The 19,950-nt window shown below is 40.0% G+C and carries 20 protein-coding genes; 8 read left to right on the top strand and 12 right to left on the bottom strand.

The genetic code is table 11. The annotated features are described in order from the left end of the window. A partial coding sequence (locus HR060_RS14395; protein ID WP_174200991.1) for an integrase core domain-containing protein occupies positions 1-209 on the top strand: 209 nt, incomplete at its 5' end. Between the two features lie 53 nt (positions 210-262). On the opposite strand, the gene HR060_RS14390 is transcribed toward HR060_RS14395, so the two are convergent. From HR060_RS14390 to HR060_RS14365, 6 genes are all read right to left on the bottom strand, one after another. Next, positions 263-694, bottom strand: a complete 432-nt coding sequence (locus HR060_RS14390) for a TraR/DksA family transcriptional regulator (protein ID WP_217434941.1) — start codon at positions 692-694, stop codon at positions 263-265. 260 nt (positions 695-954) lie between these two features. Beyond that, on the bottom strand, positions 955-2,079 hold the full coding sequence (locus tag HR060_RS14385) for a DUF3083 family protein (protein ID WP_174200990.1): 1,125 nt from the start codon (positions 2,077-2,079) through the stop codon (positions 955-957). A 253-nt stretch (positions 2,080-2,332) separates the two neighbouring features. Next, positions 2,333-2,635, bottom strand: a complete 303-nt coding sequence (locus HR060_RS14380; protein ID WP_174200989.1) for a hypothetical protein — start codon at positions 2,633-2,635, stop codon at positions 2,333-2,335. 143 nt (positions 2,636-2,778) lie between these two features. Continuing rightward, positions 2,779-4,905, bottom strand: coding sequence for an ATP-binding protein (locus HR060_RS14375; RefSeq protein ID WP_174200988.1), 2,127 nt, complete (start codon positions 4,903-4,905; stop codon positions 2,779-2,781). A 100-nt stretch (positions 4,906-5,005) separates the two neighbouring features. Beyond that, a complete protein-coding gene (locus HR060_RS14370; protein ID WP_343044242.1) occupies positions 5,006-5,182 on the bottom strand; it encodes a winged helix-turn-helix domain-containing protein in 177 nt (58 codons plus the stop codon). A gap of 176 nt (positions 5,183-5,358) precedes the next feature. Continuing rightward, complete coding sequence (locus tag HR060_RS14365; protein WP_343044241.1) at positions 5,359-5,622, bottom strand: response regulator; 264 nt, start codon at positions 5,620-5,622, stop codon at positions 5,359-5,361. A gap of 271 nt (positions 5,623-5,893) precedes the next feature. Here HR060_RS14365 and HR060_RS14360 point away from each other — a divergent pair, with 271 nt between their 5' ends. Continuing rightward, positions 5,894-6,283: a DUF2750 domain-containing protein gene (locus HR060_RS14360; RefSeq protein ID WP_174200987.1), complete on the top strand. Its 390-nt coding sequence runs from the start codon at positions 5,894-5,896 to the stop codon at positions 6,281-6,283. A gap of 189 nt (positions 6,284-6,472) precedes the next feature. Continuing rightward, positions 6,473-8,557 (top strand): S9 family peptidase, encoded by a 2,085-nt coding sequence (locus HR060_RS14355; RefSeq protein WP_174200986.1) that lies wholly within the window; start codon positions 6,473-6,475, stop codon positions 8,555-8,557. Between the two features lie 65 nt (positions 8,558-8,622). On the opposite strand, the gene HR060_RS14350 is transcribed toward HR060_RS14355, so the two are convergent. The 3 genes from HR060_RS14350 to HR060_RS14340 form a co-directional block, all read right to left on the bottom strand. Continuing rightward, a complete protein-coding gene (locus tag HR060_RS14350) occupies positions 8,623-9,924 on the bottom strand; it encodes a methyl-accepting chemotaxis protein (RefSeq protein WP_174200985.1) in 1,302 nt (433 codons plus the stop codon). Between the two features lie 61 nt (positions 9,925-9,985). Continuing rightward, positions 9,986-10,570: an MCP four helix bundle domain-containing protein gene (locus HR060_RS14345; protein WP_174200984.1), complete on the bottom strand. Its 585-nt coding sequence runs from the start codon at positions 10,568-10,570 to the stop codon at positions 9,986-9,988. Positions 10,571-10,805: 235 nt separating this feature from the next. Next, entirely contained in the window at positions 10,806-11,702 is an 897-nt protein-coding gene (locus HR060_RS14340) for a LysR family transcriptional regulator (protein WP_174200983.1), read from the bottom strand. Positions 11,703-11,815: 113 nt separating this feature from the next. On the opposite strand from HR060_RS14340, the gene HR060_RS14335 reads away from it, so the two are divergent. The 3 genes from HR060_RS14335 to HR060_RS14325 all read left to right on the top strand — a co-directional run bounded on the left by HR060_RS14335 (position 11,816) and on the right by HR060_RS14325 (position 14,090). Continuing rightward, entirely contained in the window at positions 11,816-12,772 is a 957-nt protein-coding gene (locus HR060_RS14335; RefSeq protein ID WP_174200982.1) for an NAD(P)H-dependent oxidoreductase, read from the top strand. Between the two features lie 103 nt (positions 12,773-12,875). Beyond that, complete coding sequence (locus tag HR060_RS14330; protein ID WP_174200995.1) at positions 12,876-13,211, top strand: zinc ribbon domain-containing protein YjdM; 336 nt, start codon at positions 12,876-12,878, stop codon at positions 13,209-13,211. A 75-nt stretch (positions 13,212-13,286) separates the two neighbouring features. After that, positions 13,287-14,090, top strand: coding sequence for a phytanoyl-CoA dioxygenase family protein (locus tag HR060_RS14325; RefSeq protein ID WP_174200981.1), 804 nt, complete (start codon positions 13,287-13,289; stop codon positions 14,088-14,090). A 10-nt stretch (positions 14,091-14,100) separates the two neighbouring features. Here the strand turns inward: HR060_RS14325 and HR060_RS19880 are convergent, their stop codons facing one another. The 3 genes from HR060_RS19880 to HR060_RS14310 all read right to left on the bottom strand — a co-directional run bounded on the left by HR060_RS19880 (position 14,101) and on the right by HR060_RS14310 (position 16,473). After that, positions 14,101-14,328: a DUF4437 domain-containing protein gene (locus tag HR060_RS19880; RefSeq protein WP_425487462.1), complete on the bottom strand. Its 228-nt coding sequence runs from the start codon at positions 14,326-14,328 to the stop codon at positions 14,101-14,103. 110 nt (positions 14,329-14,438) lie between these two features. Beyond that, positions 14,439-15,548, bottom strand: coding sequence for a hypothetical protein (locus HR060_RS14315; RefSeq protein WP_174200980.1), 1,110 nt, complete (start codon positions 15,546-15,548; stop codon positions 14,439-14,441). A gap of 67 nt (positions 15,549-15,615) precedes the next feature. Beyond that, positions 15,616-16,473 carry a type 2 periplasmic-binding domain-containing protein gene (locus tag HR060_RS14310; RefSeq protein ID WP_174200979.1) on the bottom strand — a complete coding sequence of 286 codons (858 nt, stop codon included), beginning with the start codon at positions 16,471-16,473 and terminating at the stop codon, positions 15,616-15,618. A gap of 175 nt (positions 16,474-16,648) precedes the next feature. Between HR060_RS14310 and HR060_RS19790 the strand changes: the two genes are divergently transcribed. Both HR060_RS19790 and HR060_RS14300 read left to right on the top strand, forming a co-directional pair. Beyond that, the gene (locus HR060_RS19790; RefSeq protein WP_174200978.1) at positions 16,649-18,298 is read left to right on the top strand and encodes an ATP-binding protein; all 1,650 of its coding nucleotides are present in this window, start codon (positions 16,649-16,651) and stop codon (positions 18,296-18,298) included. Further along, on the top strand, positions 18,295-19,833 hold the full coding sequence (locus HR060_RS14300; RefSeq protein WP_425487461.1) for a DUF3369 domain-containing protein: 1,539 nt from the start codon (positions 18,295-18,297) through the stop codon (positions 19,831-19,833). Before HR060_RS19790 ends, HR060_RS14300 begins: the two co-directional genes overlap by 4 nt. The last annotated feature ends 117 nt before the right edge of the window (positions 19,834-19,950 follow it).

Raw genomic sequence — 19,950 nt, 5'->3', positions numbered from 1 at the left:
GTTCAATGACAGATGGTTATGACTGCTATCAAAATGCACTGGCTGAGAGAGTAAACGGTATTCTTAAAAACGAATACTTGTTAATGAAACCAAATAACCTAAATGAGGCAAGGAAAATGGTAAAACAATCAGTCGATTTATATAATCAACAAAGGCCACATTCGGCCTTAAAATACAAAACGCCCGATGAAATTCATCAGGCGTTTTAATCAAAAAAGTGTCAACCCATACTAGGATGGGTCAAGCTACTAAAGCTTTGTCGTTACTCTTTGTAGATGTGTTCTTTCATCTCTTTAAGCACTTTCACATCGGCGCAATATTCTGCTGTAGGTCTGACAAGTAGACGTGGAATACCAATCGGCTCGCCAGTTTCTTCACAATAGCCATAATGCCCTAAGCGAATACGCTCTAAAGATTGTTGAATCTTGGGCAATAGCTTTTGCTCTCTATCAACAATGCGCATGGCAATACGACATTGCTCTTCCCATGTCGCACGGTCGCCCTCATCACTCAAGTCAGGCGGGGTTAACATCTCTTCTTTAACTTCTTTAATTCGCGCGCGAGTTGTATCGTGAAGTTCAATCAATAGGTTTCTAAAGAAGGCAAGCTGCTCGTCGTTCATATATGCCGATTCAGGCATTTTGATTAGCTCTTGTTCTGATATCAAGGCCATCACGTCATTATCAGTATCCATATTGTTTACCTAATCTTGGTTACCAAATCATATTCACACTTAATACCTTTGAAAGATGAATTTGGATCTCAAAGTAATAGTGTCTTATTTGATATGTTATAACGTATCTTTGTGTTTGCAAGTTTATTGGTTATTTCACTGGCTTATGCCCATTATCACATTACGTCGCTTAAAAAACGGCAACTAAACTCGATGATAAAAAACAAAAAAGGCTACCTTAGGTAGCCTTTTGACGATTATTTATCAGTTTAAAATGCGCTTTAAACTTGTTCCATTGTGTGTTGGTGAACGCGGATAATTAAATCGTCTTGTTCTTTTTTCCAATTCACATTGTCAGCAAAATTTTCTGTGGCATCGATGACTTGGTTAACAAATTTACCATAGCTGTTGTTGTTCTCATCAGCCACATCGGCAAAGAACATAAAGCGGATGGTATCGACAAGTAAACTTGGATCCCAGTGAACGCAGAAGCGACCTTCTTCATTTTCTGGGTTAACCCCAATGTGAAGCAGCTCACCTTGAATATCGGCTCGCTCGTTCTCGTCATAGCGAACAAATGGCATAATCGGTTTAGCAATCATCGCTGATTGGTCGATACCGCTATCTTCACAAGCTTGTTTAAACGCTTCTTCTATTTTCTCGTAAACTTTCGTGAAAGGCTCAGTTGATGAATAATCGATTTCTGTGCCTTTAAGTAAACGACGAGTCATAGGTACGCTCAGCGCTGCATAAGTAATTGAGGTATGTTCTGGGTTAATTTCATAACCTTGAGCTTTGTAGCGATCGGCAATTTCTCTAAAGTGATGAGTAATTGTTTCTCTGTGGCCTTTGTCATGAGAGAAAACATCAAACGTTAAATGTTGGTGATCTCTTAATTTAATTGAGCCTTTTTCTAAGCCCAGTTTTTCCGATAATTTTGTCACCGCTTGGTGGACTTGGGTATGGAATTTACCCGAGTTAACGCGTAATTCTTCGCCTTTTGCTAAGAATAAAATTTTGATTTTACGCGCGCGTACTGCACCGTCGAAATAACCTTTAAAGGTGCTGTTATGAAGCGGGTTGTAAAAGAAGTAAGACTGTTGCTCGGTATGTAAAACTTGTTGTTCGTCACTGTAGCGCACGCGTACAAGTTTATTATTAGCAACCATATTTACATGGGTAATGCCTTCAGCTTCTACCGTTTCAAAAATCTTGTGAGCCATTTGTTGATAGAAGGTTTGGTAAGGTTTTTCAGCATTTGTATCGATACTACCCGCTACTGATTCAATTAATTGATCCGTTAATTTAATTTCAGCAAGAATGTAGTGACTGTCACTGGCGTCACTTGGAATATATACGCGTTCGTTAGCTCTATGTTTTCTTAGTATTGATGTAGATCGTCTCATTGCTGTCTCCCTGAACAGAAGCTGTATTAGATTATGTGCACTAGTTATAGCACGATTTGTTCAAGGTAACACAAGCACAATTAGGCCTGTTATTGTTCCTAATCAAAAATCAGTTAATTTTTTGTTAATGTTTGTAAATACTGGCTATATAAGGAAATTTTCTTTTAAACCAAGCGGCAGATTTGGCTAATTAAATGAGGTAAAGGCACGGTTAATGTACCCGCATTGTTTGGGCTTAAACCCGTGAAACGAATTACTCGATGTCGATAACAATCGACTGTTTTACCAATTCGCCATTGGCATCATCGCGTTCTATATAATTAAAGCCATCGCGCACAGCTTGAGACTGATTATTGGGAATATAGGCAGATTCACCGCTTTGCTCATCTATGATGATTTCGCCATTTTGAGTGGCTTCTAACATCTCTATCTGCTTCCCTTTGCTACAAGGTAATACGCCAATAAAAACGTGGTTGTGTCTGGCAGTAAAATAAATTTCGTTGCGCTTAATAACCGTAGTGTTGTGACCTGTGCCTTGTTGTCGACTGTATTTCACAATAATGCTCTGTGAATATACTGAAATTCACTCTCTTGGCCCATTTGCTTTTACAAAAGGAGCCAAGGTTGAATTTATCGCACAACAATTTGCAGTAATTATGGAGAAAAAGGTCAGGGTTTGTTGAACGTTAATCGGTAAGTTTAACTAATTGGAATATGGATAATAATTTTTAACCCACCTAGCTCACTTTGTTCTGCTTTAATACTGCCTTGGTGCAGTTCTACTAAGCTGCGGCAAATTGATAAACCTAGCCCTGTGCCACCTGTAATGCGACTGCGCGACTTATCGACGCGGTACAAACGTTCAAAAATGGCTTTGAGTTCATTTTGAGGTACGCCCGGTGCTGAGTCTTCAATAATTAAAATTAGATGGGTTTTGTTGGTTGATACGTGAATGTTAATCAGTCCTGGCGCGTCCGTGTAGCGAATTGCATTACCAATTAAGTTGGTCATCACTTGTTTAATGCGATTAAAGTCGATTTCGGCACTTAACCCTTGAGGTAAATGTTTATCAAGGACGAGATCTAAACCGGCTTCTTTAGCCAAAACTTGCATTTCACCCGCGGTGTTTTGGATAAATTGATCGATATCGACACGTTGTTTATTGAGTTTTAATACCAAGGCATCCGCTTGGGCTAACTCATCAATATCGGCGATTAAGCTCGTCAGCTGACTGATTTTATTGTGTAGTCGCTCATGTGCTTTGTCTGTGTCTTGTTCAATATTGTATTGCAGCGCTTCAACTTGCAATTTAAGCACGCTAAATGGCGTTCTCAACTCGTGGCTAATATCGGCCAACATTTGATTCTTATTATCCATCAGCGCTTTGGTTAAATCGGCTTCTTTTTGCAATGCGCGTCTTCTTTGATAACCAAATACGAACACCGCAACAAATATTAAAGCGAGTATAATTTGCAAGGCAACAAGCTGGCGTTTTTCTTGTTCATCGAGTAAAGCTTTTAATTGTTGTTGAGCATTTTCTTCTTCTAAAACGGCGATCTTTCGCTCTTTTTCACTGGTTTTATACAGCTCGGCAAATTGAGCGAGTAGGGTATTTTTAATGGTTTTTTGCTGTTCTTTATAGCGCTCAAACGATTCTGTTTTTATATCGTTCGCTTGTGCAAACTTACCTAACCTTACTTTCACTCTATAAGCCAAATCGAGCGCTTCTTGGTTTACAAAATAGCGTGACTCGTAAACCTTTTCGCGGATCATGGTATCAATGTGTTTTTCAGCTGTTAGCCAATCTTCTTGCTTAGCAGCCACTAAAGCTTTGAAGTAGTGGCTGCTGGTAATTAGCTCGGGTTTATTGTGCGAGGCCATGATTTGTTCTGCACTTCTCATAGCTTTAACCATCAATGCCAAGTCATCGGACTCGTTTCCCAGTCGAATTAATTCGTAATATGCCGATACTTCTGAGCTTTTTAAATCATATTCTGCGGCAACTAGCACTGCTTGTTCTAAAACCGCTTGAGCTTTGGCGTATTGGCCTTGTGCCTGATAGAGAATACCTAGCCTATGTTGGCCTTCAAGGCAACTAAGTGGGGCTGATGCTTTCGAGATTTCGGCAAGACCGGCTAAGTAGTTTTCCTCAGCTTGCTGAAAGTCATTGATCAAAAAGAAAATTTGCCCAATGTTCATTATCGTGTTGGCAAAATGGGTTTTGTTGCTTTGCTTTTCATATAGCGGTAATGCCTTTTGGTAGTAAGCTAAAGCATCATCTAAGTTGCCCAGCTTATCTTGAATATTACCTATGATATTATAAATAGCAGCCAGTCCACTTTTGTTGTTACTGTTTTGATAGACTTCTTCTAATTCTTGATAGCTGTCGATTGCTAAAACGAGTTTATCGGTAAGTTGATACAAGAGGGCTTGATTGAATAGGTTAATACTAATAGCTTTTTTATCAGAAGAGCGCTTTGCCGCACTTAGCCCTTGTTCAATCAAGGCTTTTGCTGTGCTCATTTCACCGCGTTCTAAATGTATTTTTGTTAGGTAACCGAGTAATAACGCCTGATATTTGGGGGATTCGTGTTGCTCGAGTATGTCAAAACCTTGCTCGGCAAGCATTTCGGCCTTTTTGGGATCACTTCTGCGTATCTGCTTAATAATGTCGATAATCAGCGGTAGTCTTTGTTCTGACAATGGTGCTGTTAACGCTAGTTTCTGTTCTAGTTCTGCCACACTTGGCTCTTGCGCCAAGCTTTGTGCGGTGTGAAACAGCGATAAGCTGATGACTAGAATTAAAAGTACCTGTTCTTTAAACATTAAAGTAATGTCCCATCAGCAGATTCAGACTTAAGGTTAACTGGGATTAAATTTAAGTCTTATATTTTTGATTTACCTGTTTTATTTGGTAATAACTGGGTTATTCACAGTCAACAAAGCGATAACCAACACCGTAGACCGACTCAACTTTACCTTTGCCTAAGCCTAGCTTTTCAAGTTTTTTACGCACGTTTTTAATATGGCTATCGATAGTGCGATCACTGGTATCGCGATCGCTGTTATAAGCCAGTGTCAAAATTTGATCTCGGCTGTAAATACGGTTCGGGGCAGATATCAGTAAATTTAATAGATTGGATTCGATTAGCGTGAGCTTCTCCGTTTTATCTTAGTAGCTGATTTGCAATTTATCAGCATCAAGCCTGATATCCGTTGAGAGCGTTTCTTGGTTTTGCGCGGCTAACGTGCGTCTTAATACTGCTTTAATTCGTAATATCAGCTCGGGGCAGAGAAGGGTTTGCACACATAGTCATCACCCCCTGTCTGTAGGCCAAGCAGCCTACTCACCTCATCCGTTTTAGACGTCACCATAATGATAGGTACTTCACTCGATTGACGAATTTGCCTTGTCAGGGTAACTCCATCAACCTTGGGTAGTTGCACATCCATCAAAATAATATCTGGCATTTTTTCAGCTAAAAATGGCATGACTTGCTCACCGCTTTTAAGCCTGTCGACTTTAAAGTCGGATGCCTGAATAAATTGAGACAGTTTTTGTCATAAATCTTCATCGTCTTCAACCAATAAAACATGTTGTTGCATGAAAATAGTTCACTCACTATTAAGAATTTTGAACGGTGCCAGAATGGCAAAATTGTCTGTAAATACTCAACTTCACATTAATCGTAAAACTCGATTTATACAATTTATGTAACATGGATAATTGGGTTAATAACACCGCTTTCTTACCTTGCCAATGACGTTTGTTGACTATACTTAAAATAACGCCACAGCCACGTGAAGAGAAGTTATGAATCAATCCGATGTCGTTATTGAACAGTTCTGCTTGGAAGTTGCAGAAAGTCAGCATTTATTCACTATCGAGGATGATAACGGAATACCCACACCCAAAAATGACGACAACACTTTGTCTATGCCTTTTTGGTCAACTCAGGCGCAAGCCGAAACCTTTTTACAGACCGAGCCAGGTTATCAAAACTTTAAGCTAATAGAAGTGCAGTGGTTAACATTTGTCGACAAATGGGTCGACGGTTTACAAAAAGAAGGGGTTTGCGCCGGCATTAATTGGCAAGCTAACAACCAAACCCACGTCGATGATAAAATCCACGATATTGTTGATCGTATCCACGCCCTGATGAAAAAGATGATAGAAGATCAAATACTAGCTGAAAGTGCTTAAATTTGAGTTGTATGGCATTGCTATAAAAAATAATAATTTCATTGTCTTAACCTCTATTTTTACTGTAACTGAGTAGGTACAAAAAAGGACTTACTCAGTTAATGTTATTTTGTAACATCGTTGACAAAAAAAACGCTATCTTTAAAGCTCTAGAGATTGGAATTAACTTTACAATTAATAAGGAGCTTTATGTCTTTTCTACATAAAAGTCTGATCAGTGCTGCGCTTTTAATTTCAAGCCAGGCTGCATTGGCGTCTGCACCTGAGCAACCAACTAACCGCTTCACTGCTGAACGCGTTTTTGATATTGAATATGCAACAGACCCTCAAATTTCACCAGACGGTAAAATGATTGCTTATGTTCGTCATTCAATGGATAAAATAACCGACAGTGATAAAAAGCAAATTTGGTTGTTAGACAGTAAAACGGGACTGCATTTACCATTGCTCGATAACGCGCAGGCAAGTTGGTCTCCTCGTTGGTCTCCTGATGGTGAAAAGTTACTTTTCTCAACTGTAGTGGATGGCAAAGTTGAGCTCAGCCTTTATTACTTTGATGCTGACCGTCGCTTTTCTTTAGCGCAATTTACAACCAGCCCATCTAATGCAACTTGGTCTCCTGATGGTAAACACATCGCGTTTAATATGTTTATTGAAGGCAAGAAACCGAGTTTTGCAACACCTATTGCCCAGCCTAAAGGGGCAACATGGAATGAAGCAGCTAAGGTGTATGATGATTTAATTTTCCGTTTTGACGGTGCCGGTTATTTACCAAAAGGCAATAAGCAAGTGTTTACGTTACCGATTGAAGGTGGCACGCCAAGGCAATTAACTCATACTGATGTTAGCTACGATGTTGCTGATTGGTTAGACAATGACACCTTGTTAGTGACGGGTAACCCAAATGAAGACAGACAGTTGGATTTTATCGAAAGTGATATTTTCTCAATTGAATTATCTGATTTATCGTTAGAGGCAATGACGGATAGAGATGGTCCTGATCATTCACCTGTCGTGTCGCCAAATGGTAAATACATCGCTTATCGCGGTTATGACGATAAAGTATTGTCATATCAGCAACAAGATCTCTATTTAATGAATGCCGATGGTACGCAAAAGCGTGAAATCGCAGCTGATTTTAAAGGCTCTATCGGGCAAGTCGCTTGGGCGCCAGATAACAAGTCGTTGTTAGTGTTATCGGAAGACCACGGTGATATGACCATCTTCAATATCTCATTAAAAGGCAAGGTAAAAGAAGTTATTTCTGATATAGGTGGTGGTTCTATTGGTCGCCCATATGCCAATGGTAGCTTCTCGGTAAGTGGGAAGAAAGCGGGCAAAATTGCTTATATGTCAGCATCAACTGACCGCCCATCTGAAGTTGGCACGGCAACACTTTCTGGTAAAAAAGCAAAAGTACTGACTCAACTCAATGCAGATGTTTTACCTTATTTAGACATGGCCAAAGTCGAAGAAGTTAAAGTTAAATCAAGCGTCGATGGTAAAGAAATTGAAGCTTGGGTCGCTTTACCACCTGATTTTAAAGCCGATGGAAGTTTCCCTATGATCATGGAGATCCACGGTGGCCCGTATGCGATGTACGGACCTTTCTTCGGTAGCGAAATGCAACGCTTTGCTGCTGAAGGTTATGTCACTGTTTGGGTCAACCCTCGTGGTTCAACAGGCTATGGTGAAGATTTTGCATTAGAAATTGATTTAGCTTACCCAGGAAATGACTATCACGATCTGATGTCTGTGGTAGATGAGTTAATAGCTCGCAAATATGTCAGTGATGAACGTTTATTTGTTACTGGTGGTTCAGGCGGTGGTTTATTAACGGCTTGGATTGTCACGCAAACGGATCGCTTTGCTGCTGCGGTATCGGTTAAGCCCGTTATTAACTGGATGACAATGGCATTATCGGCAGACATAGCCTCTTATGTGAAGCGCCATTGGATTCGTGAGGAGCCATGGTCTAATCCTGATGCGTATTTAAAGCGCTCACCAATTAGTTATATGGACAAAGTGACTACGCCAACTATGGTTATGGTAGGTGAAGAAGATTACCGCACGCCAACATGGGAAGCAGAACAATTTTATACTGCGCTTAAGCTAATCAATGTGGATACGGCGCTGGTACGTGTTCCAGGTGCACCGCACTACATTGCATCAAGGCCAAGCCGTTTGATTACTAAAACGGATAACATTATGGGGTGGTTTGAAAAATACGACCCAGTAAAAATTAAACAAAAAGCTGAACAGAAAAAAGATTAATCCCTATATTTCTGCTGAAACAAAAAAAGCGAGCATGATGCTCGCTTTTTTATTGTTGGTCGTGACTAAAGCTTAAATTGACCGACTAGGCGTTTAAGTTCGACCGCATCGCGATTCATCACTTCAGCTGCTGATGATGTATCGTTTGCACCTTGCGATGTTTCTATTGCCGCCTCACTTATCACGGTTATGTTGTTGTTGATCTCATCTGCCACCTTGGCTTGTTCTTCAACCGATGCGGCCACTTGCAAGTTCATGTCATTGATTTGGGTGATCGTCTCTAAAATTTCTTCAAGCGATTGCGCTGTTTCGGTTGATTTCTCGACCGTTACTCTGGCTTCTTCACGGCTTTGGTTCATTACCTCTACCGCACCCGATGTACCGGTTTGCAAGGTATTGATCATTTCTTGAATTTCACTGGTTGATTCTCTGGTGCGTTTTGCAAGGCCACGCACTTCATCGGCAACAACCGCAAACCCTCGACCGTGTTCCCCGGCTCGCGCCGCTTCAATTGCCGCATTCAACGCAAGCAGGTTAGTTTGCTCTGAAATCCCTTGAATAACTTCCACTACTGAGCCTATGTTACTTGAGTTTTCGGCCAGCGACTCAATCACCTCTACTGCACCATCAACACGGCCTGCCAAATGTTGAATAGATGCAATCGTATTATCAACTGATGTTTTACCAGTTTGCGCTCTGTCTCGCGCTGTTTCAGCGGCATGAGCAGAATCAGAAGCTAACTTAGCAACTTCTTGAATAGAATAAGTCATCTCGTTAACAGCTGTTGCAACGTGTTCTGTTTTTTCTCTTTGCTCGTTACTGGCAACACTGGTTTGATTTGAAATTGTCGAAACACTTTGTAAGTTATCGCTGATGGCATTTCCTGTATCGACGATACCTCCAATCACTTCTCTTAGGTTGCTGGTCATTTCCGCAACTGAGCGATAAATACCGGTTGCACTGTCTTTATATTTGAAGTGAACGGTGAGATCACCTTTAGAAACTTGTCTGGCTATATCGGCAATTTCTGTTGGTTCTCCGCCAATTGGTTTGCGAATGGAGCGATAGACAATTATCGACATAGCCACGCCTAAAATTAAGCTGATAATTGAGACGAGCATCACGATATTTATAGCTGATTCTGCATTAGCTTGAACTTCTGGGCCAAGTGCATCCTGATCTGCTTTTACCGATAGTTTCACGCTCTCTAACTTAGCAGCGATATCAGGGCCAATCACATTGAGGGTATTATTGATTAGTTTATTTCGCGCCTGAATGATTTGGAAAATACTATTTAACGCTGAAAGGTATTGTTTTAGATTGTCATTTAAATCTGCGTATAGTGCTCTATCTTTGGCATCGTGCAATATGCGCTGTAATGAATTTAAATGGATAGGTAAACGCGTATTGAGTTCTCGTTGAGCACGCTCAAAGTCTACCGGGTCCTAAGTACTTAGTTACATAAAGGCGGCCTAAAAGCAGTGCTTCTTGAGATTTACTCAACAGATAGACCTCTTCATACCATTTGTTGCGATTGGCATACTCTAAAAATTCAGTCAGGTTTTTACGCATGGCTAAACCTGCGGGGTCTAGCTCGCCTTTAACAACTTTGTGGTGCTCGGCTATTAGCTGAACGACTTCTTCAAATGCTGTTTCATATTCTTCTATCAGTGCTACCGATGCTTTTACGTTTTTCGCTCGCTCTGGTTTTTGTATTTCTTTTAGCGCGGTATTTAAAAATTCCTTGGTCTTGCCCAAGCGTTGTTGGTAGCTTTCCAGTACCTCTTGAGAGTCCGATTTAATGTATTTGAGTACATTCAATCGAACCATTAACAAGTTAGCTTGTACCCGACCGGCTAAGTTAGTATCTCGAGCTAGCCCTCGGTATTCAGTGAAGCTAGTAAAACCACCACTTAAACCTAAATAAGCGATAAAAGAGATAACGACTAGTAATAGTATGATTGAGCTAAATGCAATGTTTAGCTGTTTTGATAGGCTCAAACGTTCAAACATATTGATAACCTGTTGTTGGGTAATTAACAAATAGTTTAGTTTGCTAACGGCAAAACGAAGTTTTCATAAACACAAAAAGTGGTTGTAATTGTATTTGAATCGTTTTTGATGTTTTTAAGTAATTAATTTAGTTTGTTTTTGTTGTTATTTGGCAAGAGGGCTAACAATGTAGATATTGTAAGAATGCTTTAAAAGACTAGAAATTACGCCGTAATGCTATTTTGAATACACTCAGTTATTGTGTTTTCTCAATTAAAAAGTCAATTAATACTCTTACTCGTTTAGCCTTTTGCGTATGTTGGTGAAAGTAAATAAATAGCCCGGCTACTGGTGACCAAGCCTCAGGTAAAATAGGTACTAACTCACCAGATTCAAATTCTTTTTCTACCATAGACTCGAGTAATCGGCCTATGCCTAAACCCCGTAAAGCGGCATCTTTCATCAATTCGGTATCGTTGACAGTTAATGCCGTTTTCATATCTACATGAACTGGGTTATCACCATCTTGTAGAATTAACGGTAATAATCGATTGGAAGTGATAAACCGATAATAGATAAATTTATGCGACTGCAAATCGGTGATGTTTGTCGGCATACCGTATTGTGCTAAATAAGTTGGAGATGCAAACAGGGCGTCTTTTTTACTCGGTGTCAATGGTCTTGCAACCATTCCTTCAGCGATGCGATCGCCAAATCGAATACCTAAATCAAAGCCTTGCTCTATGATATCAACCGTGCCATCAAATAAGCTGATCTCCAATTCGATTTCGGGGTAGCGCTGACAAAATTCAGCATAAATGGGGGCCAGTATGTACTGATAAACAAAACGCGGCATGGTAATACGCACTTTCCCGCTTGGGGTGTGGTTTAAATCACTGACACTTTCAAAGGCAAGGCTCAAGGTTTGTAGTGGTTGAGCGGTATTTTCAAATAACAGCTGTCCCGCTTCTGTTAGTTCTATTTTTCGAGTCGTTCGGGTGAACAAAGGCAAGCCTAATTGGTTTTCCAAAACTTTAAGCGCTTGGCTAACCGATGGCGTTTTCATTTCTAAAATACGCGCCGCTCCACTAATAGAGCCTTCTTTAGCGATCATATTGAAGATTCTTATTTGATTGTATGTACTGCCATTCATTTTGCGTAATGATTGTTAGTTTTTAGCTAATAATCTTTTAGTTAATGTGGTTCTAATGATTAACAATAACATGACTTAGACTTTTCTCATGATTTTTATATGAAGGTAAAAATATGAGTAACGTTTTAGTGATTTCAGGTCACCCCAATTTAGCCAAATCCAATACCAATCAAATTATTTTACAAACCATCGCCAATAGGGTTAATGACGTTGAGATAAGAAAATTGGATCAGCTCTATCCTGACTATCAAATAGATGTAGCAGCGGAACAATTGGCTTTATTGGCAGCAGATATTATTGTGTTGCAATTCCCGTTCTATTGGTATTCAGTACCCGCATTGCTGAAAAAATGGATTGATGATGTGTTTAGTTATGATTTTGCCTATGGCAATAAAGGGGACAAACTACATAACAAAGATCTAATTTTGTCATTTACTATTGGTGGACCAAAGGAATCATATGACCCTCTTGGCTATAACCACTTTCCGATTGCGCAGTTAATTCAACCTTTGCAGCAAACGGCCTATTTGACTGGGATGGTGTTTCACCCACCTGTGTACAGCCACGGAATGGTTTATATTCCTGGGGTTTATAACGAACTTGCTGATTTACAAAATAAAGCTTTAAAACACAGTGAAAGTTTAATTCATGCCATTGATGCACTTAAAAAAGTGGATGAGCAATATGTAGAACGTTTTGCTAGAAAGTGGTTTAAAGCAATGGATAAATTGCCAAAAGACAGTGAGCAATTTACTCAATACTTAGCGCAAGATATTACTTGGTCGATGCCCGAGGGGTTATTTATCGGACACGAGGGTTTTAGAGATTGGTACGCCTTGATTAAGCAACAGTTTATAGCAGATTGTAATCATCAAGTTCAAGCGATCAAAGTCAACAAAACGGAGCAGGGATTTTATGTTGAATTAACGGTTAACTTAAAGGCTCAAACCCACTTGTATTCGAGCTTTAAAGGTGAGTCTGTTGATATTGTGGTCAATGAAAAGTGGCAGCTGAGTGCTCATCCCGAGCGTGGTCTGATAATTCAGCATTACCAAGTCGAGCAGATTTAGCCCTTATCAGCGGCTTACTGAGCGTAACTTCTTTGTATTGCAAAGCTGTATCTCTGTAAATTGCCTGCTAGAATGTCGGCCGTTTTTAATACACGGCCTGAAAATTATGTTACCTAACTGCCCAAACTGTAATTCTGAATACGTTTATCAAGACCAAGATTTATTGATTTGCCCTGAATGCAGCTACGAATGGAATCCAGCAGAGCAAGCTGAAGAAGATACTATTACCGCAAAAGATGCCAATGGCACCTTGTTATCAGAAGGCGATAGAGTGACTGTGGTTAAAGATTTAAAAATCAAAGGCAGTTCTCAAGTCATTAAAATTGGCACTAAAGCGGTTATCCGTTATATCAAAGATGCCAAAGACCACGAACTCGACTGCAAAGTAGATGGCGTGGGTGAGATGATGGTAACAGCGAAATTTGTCAAAAAAGCTTAATGCGCTGTCACGCTATTTTTTGTGGTGATTACAAATAAATACTGACGTTTAAATTTGCTGTTGGCTCGTTTGATTATGAACCTAAATTTATCGCAACTAAAGCACGATTACGATGAACTCGGCTATTTCGTTTTGAGGGACTTTTTCAGTCCAGATGAGATGGCCAAGTTACGCTCGACCATACTGGCTTTTCATGAAAAATGGAAAGCGGATAACCATGAGTTTTATCAAGAAGTAGCCTTTAACTCTTCTTTGATAACTGGCAGCCAATATTTAGCTGATAGCCAAAGATTACAGTTATTTAATTTTATCGCCAGTGACAAGTTAATGGCTGTGGTTAATGCGGTGATCCCTAATTTTCCTGCCTTTATGAATACGCAGCTATTTTTTAATCCGCCAAACCCTGAATTAAAAGATTTTTGGCATCGAGATTGCCAGTATGATCACGATGTTGATATGCAAAAAATAGTGATACACGAAACGCAAGTTGTGCATTTTCGCGTTCCGCTATTCGATGAATTAGGTGTAGAGCTCATACCGGGCACGCATAAGCGCTGGGATACCGAAGAAGAATTTGCCGTCAGGGAAGAATTGAATGGCAGGCATAGTAATGAAAGTTTACCTAATGCTGAGCGTATTCCGCTCAAGGCTGGCGACTTATTAGTGTTCTCGGCAGATATGTTACATCGCGGATTATATGGTTTAGAGCGCCTGGCTTGGGATATTTTGATGTTTGATTCTGCTGGGGATTTTGTTGATTATGTCGATGATGACTGTTTACCAGAAACACATTTACTAAAGTCGATAGACAACCCGGATATTTATCACAATATTCTCAAGTTAAAGGCCAAACAGCAGCAGCTACAATCTGACCTTTAGCGCATATCAGTTACTGGTTAAATTGATATTGGCCATTGGTGCGCATGTACAATAACGTTTGCTCGTTTGCCGATAATTGATATTGCACTGTGCCCGATGCATTAATAAAACTCGCTGCAGCAAGGGCAACGTCTTTTTGCCCTTCTGTGGTTAAACTGACTTCACCTTTGATAACAACTATCTTTAATTCTTGAGCTTGAGCAGATAATTGTCCTATAAACCCCGTAGGCAGCTTTATCAGTGTCCGCCAACTTCATTATTATCTAGGCTATCCCATAAATTGGCTTTACTTTAACAAGCTGATGTTCTTATTGATAATCAGTTGTTGCTACCAGTAGTCTTAATCCATCAGTAATAGATACCAAAGTTGATATTAAGCCTTGAATGCCAGCTGTCAGTGCCATCGTTGATACCAACACCATCACCACCTACAAACCACATATTTTTACCGGCAATCCAATCTACATAGGTATAAATAGCCCCTTTACTGAATGCACAGCCTGTGACATTTTGGATGGAATCAGTAAGACCGACTTCATCTGCAGCAGCAATATAAGTGTAATCGTTGTAGCAAGTGATGGTATCTAACCATTTTTTATTAATTCTAAACGACTTGGCCAAGTTGACTGAGCTAACGAGCGCTGAAGAGGCTATTTCAAAGGGTGCTTCAAAAGCGGATAGGGTAATGCGGTGGTCAGCCGTTTCTAGAGTTTCCTCGGCATCGTATTCATATTTGATAACCTGCAGTTGTAATTTCCAATCATTTTTAAAATAGCCGTCAAAGTGAAAAGCGGCGGCGTAGTGATCGCCTGAATCACTACTTTTATCATTGGTAAACTGCCCATACTGCAATGACGTACCTAATGTATGTTTACCCCATTTGTATTGTAATCGGGTATTAATTTGGCCATCTTCGCGATTAGCTCTTTGATTGTCATACCCGGCCGAAACATCGAAAGAGTAGCGTTTCCAGTGATCAGCATTGTCGTATTCACTGTTAAAGAAGTAAGCGGTATCTAAAGTAAAAGGGCCAAACTTATGTTGCCACTTTACGCCCATATCATAATCGTCTTCTAACCCTAGATAGTAGGTTCCGCCAAACCAAAAACTGTGTGAGGCCCAAGGCTCAATACCAAAAGGGACTTGAGTCAGGCCCACTAAAAAGGTGTTATTTTTGTCGTAGATATAACCGAGCTCAAGGTGATGCACGGTATCAAACTCTTGATACCAGCGATATTGCGCATCTAAAAATAAATCACCTTGCTCGATTTTGGTATCGATACGAAATAACTCAAAATCAAAACTACCATTATCATCTTCGCCATAGTCTTTCCAAGCGTAATTGAGTCTAAATGCCCCGCCCATATCCACCTTCGGGCCTTGTGCAAAACTGGCAGCAAAAGGGGTGAAACTAGATAATATTAATAAAATAGAAAGGGTAAATAAGGCGTAATTCACTTGGCGTCCTATGCGGCAAATCATTTAATTACTAAGTTGTCATTTTTAGCCACTTTTCACAAGTAAATTAACGACCTAAAGTGAACCAAAGTAGATTGTTACTGGTATCGATGGTTTCAGGTAAGAAGGGGTTATCAATAGTAAGAATTAAACTGTCTTGCCATTGAGAAAGCGGAAATAAGTGTTGAGTGGCAGGGTGACTTTTCATGTACTGATCAAAGCTACCATCTGTCAATGCGGCGTTGAGTCCTATCGACAGGGTATCCCTTAGCTGGCTATTTTCTTTGTGTGTAAAGAAATACATAGGGAATGGGTATTTTAGAATAAGCTTATCGTATACCACCAAATCAGGCATGACAGCTTGTCTGCTCTTAACTTCAGAAAACGCTTCGTTAATACCACGAGGAAAAGCTAGACAACGTCCAGAGTAAGCTTGCTTGAACATGTTTTCATAAACCACATTAGGCAGAACATTCAGCCCTGCCGCTAACATAATATCGGTATCAGGCCAGTGTTGGCCTTGGCAAAGCCTGTGCTGTTTTAATGTTTTAACCGACTTTATCGCCGCGAGCTTCGCTATGTTCTTTTTGTGGGTAGTAAAAACACGATAACCCAGTAAACCTTTATTCAGCGGTATCGGCACAAAACCTAATTCATCTTCTCTTGCTTGATTAGTACCTGCCCAGTACAAGTCAACTAAGCGCTTCGCTTTCAATTCAGATAAGGCTCTGTCTTGTACCATATAAGGTGAGAACTTGATGGTAAGTGGTTTATTGGCTTTTTCAAATGCCAGCTTTAATAAGCCCACGTAGTAATCGTGAGTGCTATCAAATTCTGATTGGCTGCCTCGAACCCTAACGGTTTCAGCCATCAGTTGAATTGGCAAAATACACAGACAAATAAAGACAAAAAAGCGTAAAAGCATTAGCCGAAAACCATTAGTGATTTGAGCTTTGAGTATAGAACGAAGTGACAAGTGCGCAAATCTAACTGTTTGTTTATTGTTCAATTTAACTGGCTTTTGCCTTGTACTTTTTTCGTTCAAATACTAGTTTTAATCTTAGGTCTAGCATGCAATTTGAGGTTGTATGGTTAAGTTTGTGAAACGCGAAATTGGCACTGTGAAAGACTCTATCTCAGTAAAGCTACTAGGTATTGTGCTGTCCATTTACCTGTTACTAACATTAGTGGTAACTGGAGTTCACATCATGATTGACTACTATAATGCCAAAGAAGAGGTGCAAGTTGTTTTAACGGCCTCAGAAAAAACGTTTCACGACATTCTGGTAACCGACCTGTGGAATTATGATTATCAGCAATTAGAAATTACCGCTAAAAGCTTATTAGGCTTACCGCATGTTGTTGGCATTGAGCTCATTACCGCGGAACAAGAGACGATAGTCAGCAGTGGTAAAACGTTAAGCTCATCGCCCGATCACGAAGGGCTTTTCCACTACACTTTTCCACTTATTAAAATTCTCGATGGTGAGTTAAACGAAATTGGCTCAGTAAAGCTTTACTCCGATGATAACTTCATCATCAATAGCATTAAACCTGGCATCTATTTATTGGCGTTTAATGCTGCGATCAAAACGATTGCTATCTTTATCTTAATTAGTATTGTTTTTAAGCACTTATTGACTAATCCATTGGGGCGTTTAGCGAGGCAAGCGGGGGAAATTAACCCCAATGAAATGCAATCGTCTTTAATTGATATTGCTCAAAATCCAGATGATGAATTGGGGGTTTTACAAAAAGCCCTTAACGACATGATTGAAAAAACAGCAGAGGTGATCGGCAAACTCGATTTCCTCAACAAAGATTTGGAACTTAGGGTTAAACAAAGAACCGAAGAACTACAACAGACCGTAGAACAATTACACGTTGAACAAGATAAGTTGGTGCAAGAAGTGGAAGTAAGGCAACGCTCTGAAGCTGCACTTGAAAAATCGCTTGAGGAATTAAAATTTGCTCAAGGTCAGCTTATCGAATCAGAAAAAATGGCCTCACTTGGTGGTTTAGTAGCAGGGGTTGCGCATGAAATTAATACACCTGTAGGTTTGAGCTTAACAGGGATTTCTCATTTCCAAGTTTGTGTTGAAGATGTAGCAAAGCTCTATGATGCGGGCGACTTAGAAGAAGACCAATTCGAGAAATTTATTAAAGAGTCGAAAGAGCTATCCAGCACCATTCACAACAGCTTGCAGCGCGCCGCTAACTTAGTTCGCAGTTTCAAATTAGTTGCAGTTGATCAATCAGCTGAAGAGATCAGGCAGTTTGACTTGATTGAGTATCTCGATGAAACCATGATCAGCCTGAACAACAAAATCAAACAAAGCAAATTGACCTTTACCGTCAATAGTCAGGAAAAACCTTTAGTTGTCAATAATTACCCGGGATCTTGGGCGCAAATTTTCACCAACCTTATTCAAAACACCATGATCCACGCCTACGAACCACAATCGGCAGGGCAGGTGCAACTTAATTTCAGCAAACATGGCGATACTTTGCACTTTGAATTTATTGATGATGGTAAAGGGATGACCGAAGAAACCCAAAAAAAGGTTTTCGAACCTTTCTATACCACAAATCGCGCAAATGGCGGTTCGGGGTTAGGTATGAATATTCTGTTCAATATTGTGACACAAAAAATGTACGGCACCATCAGCCTGCACAGTGCCCAAGGGCTAGGCAGCAAGTTTATTATTGAAGTGCCAATTGATATTAGTTCTTATGTTAAAGGTGGATAGTTATGGGCTTGTTTAAGAAGTCTTCAAAAGCCAAAACAGAGAAAAAAGCATCTTGGAAGATCTTAATTGTTGATGATGAACCCGATGTACATGCGGTGACTAAGCTGACATTGAGTAACTTTGAATTCGATAACAAAGAGGCTGAATTTATTAGTGCCTTTAGTGGCGAAGAAGCAAGGGCTGTCTTGCAAAAAGAATCGGATATTGCTTTGGTATTACTCGACGTGGTGATGGAAACGGATGATGCAGGTCTTAAAGTGGCGAGCTTTATTCGAGAAGAGCTAGATAATCATTTTATCCGGATTATTCTGCGTACAGGTCAACCAGGACAAGCTCCAGAGCGCTCTGTCATTACCAGTTATGACATCAACGACTATAAAGATAAAACCAGCCTCAGTAGCGAGAAACTATTTTCTGTCGTTTACACCGGGCTGAGAGGTTATCGAGATATTCTTGATATCGAAGTGGCGCGTAAGAAGTTAGAAAACCATCGCGAAGGGTTAGAGAAAGTCATTGACTCAACAACGAGCCTTTTCAAAATCCGTTCACTGCAAGATTTTGCTAGTGGTTTATTAGTCCAAATTGCCAGTATCCTTCGAGCTGATAAGTCAGATAGCCACCCGGGTAATAGCTTTGTTGTTAGAAAAGATAAAACGCAATTTAAGATGCTGGCTGGTACGGGCGCATATGCCCCCGTCGATGATGATAATGTTAGTTTTGAACCCGCTGTGACTGAGTTATTAAACAAAGCATGTGACCAACAAGTCAGTATTTTAGAAGGCAATTGTTTTGTCAGTTATTTCAAAACAAATAACGCCGGTGAGAATTTGATTTACATTGAAAATATTTTAGAAATAAATGACTTAGATAAAAAATTATTGGAGCTGTTTTCCAATAATATTGCCGTTGCATTTGATAATTTGGAATTGAATAAAGAAGTCTTCGAAACCCAATCTGAAATTATTGATACTTTAGGTGAAGTCGTTGAAAGCCGCTCTAAAGAAGCAGCCAATCATGTAAAACGCGTTTCGCATTTATCTCGTGCCTTAGCTCTTTGGGCTGGTTTACCTCAAGAACAAGCGCAAGAGCTATTTATGGCTTCCCCTATGCACGATGTTGGTAAAGTGGCTATTCCTGATGCTGTATTGCTTAAGCCAGCGAAGTTGACGCCAGACGAATGGGTGATCATGAAAAGCCACGTGAATATTGGCTGTGAAATTTTTGCTCGCTCTAAAAGACCCACACTAAAAGCGGCCTCTATTGTTGCTGGTCAACATCATGAAAAGTTCAATGGTCAAGGTTACCCCAATGGACTAGCTGGTGAGGATATTCATATTTATGGTCGCATTGTGGCATTAGTTGATGTATTTGATGCTTTAGCGCACTCTCGGTGCTACAAAGAAGCTTGGCCCATAGATAAAGTGTTAGCCCTATTAGAAGAGGAAAAAGGCCAACATTTTGACCCAAGATTAGTCGAACTCTTTATCGATAATATCGAAGAAGTGATAAAGATAATGGACGATTACCCGGATTGACCTGATGGATTAAAATAAACGGCTACAGATAAATTCAGCTTTGGGTTTATCTGTATTTTTATACGGACCATTTTGCTGTTACTTCAAAATCAGTCGTCAAGGTATCAATTATTACCA

The organism is Marinifaba aquimaris (assembly GCF_013328345.1).
GTDB lineage: Bacteria > Pseudomonadota > Gammaproteobacteria > Enterobacterales > Alteromonadaceae > Marinifaba > Marinifaba aquimaris.
Note: the sequence above shows the minus strand (reverse complement) of the source record. Positions and strands in the feature narration are given on the sequence as shown.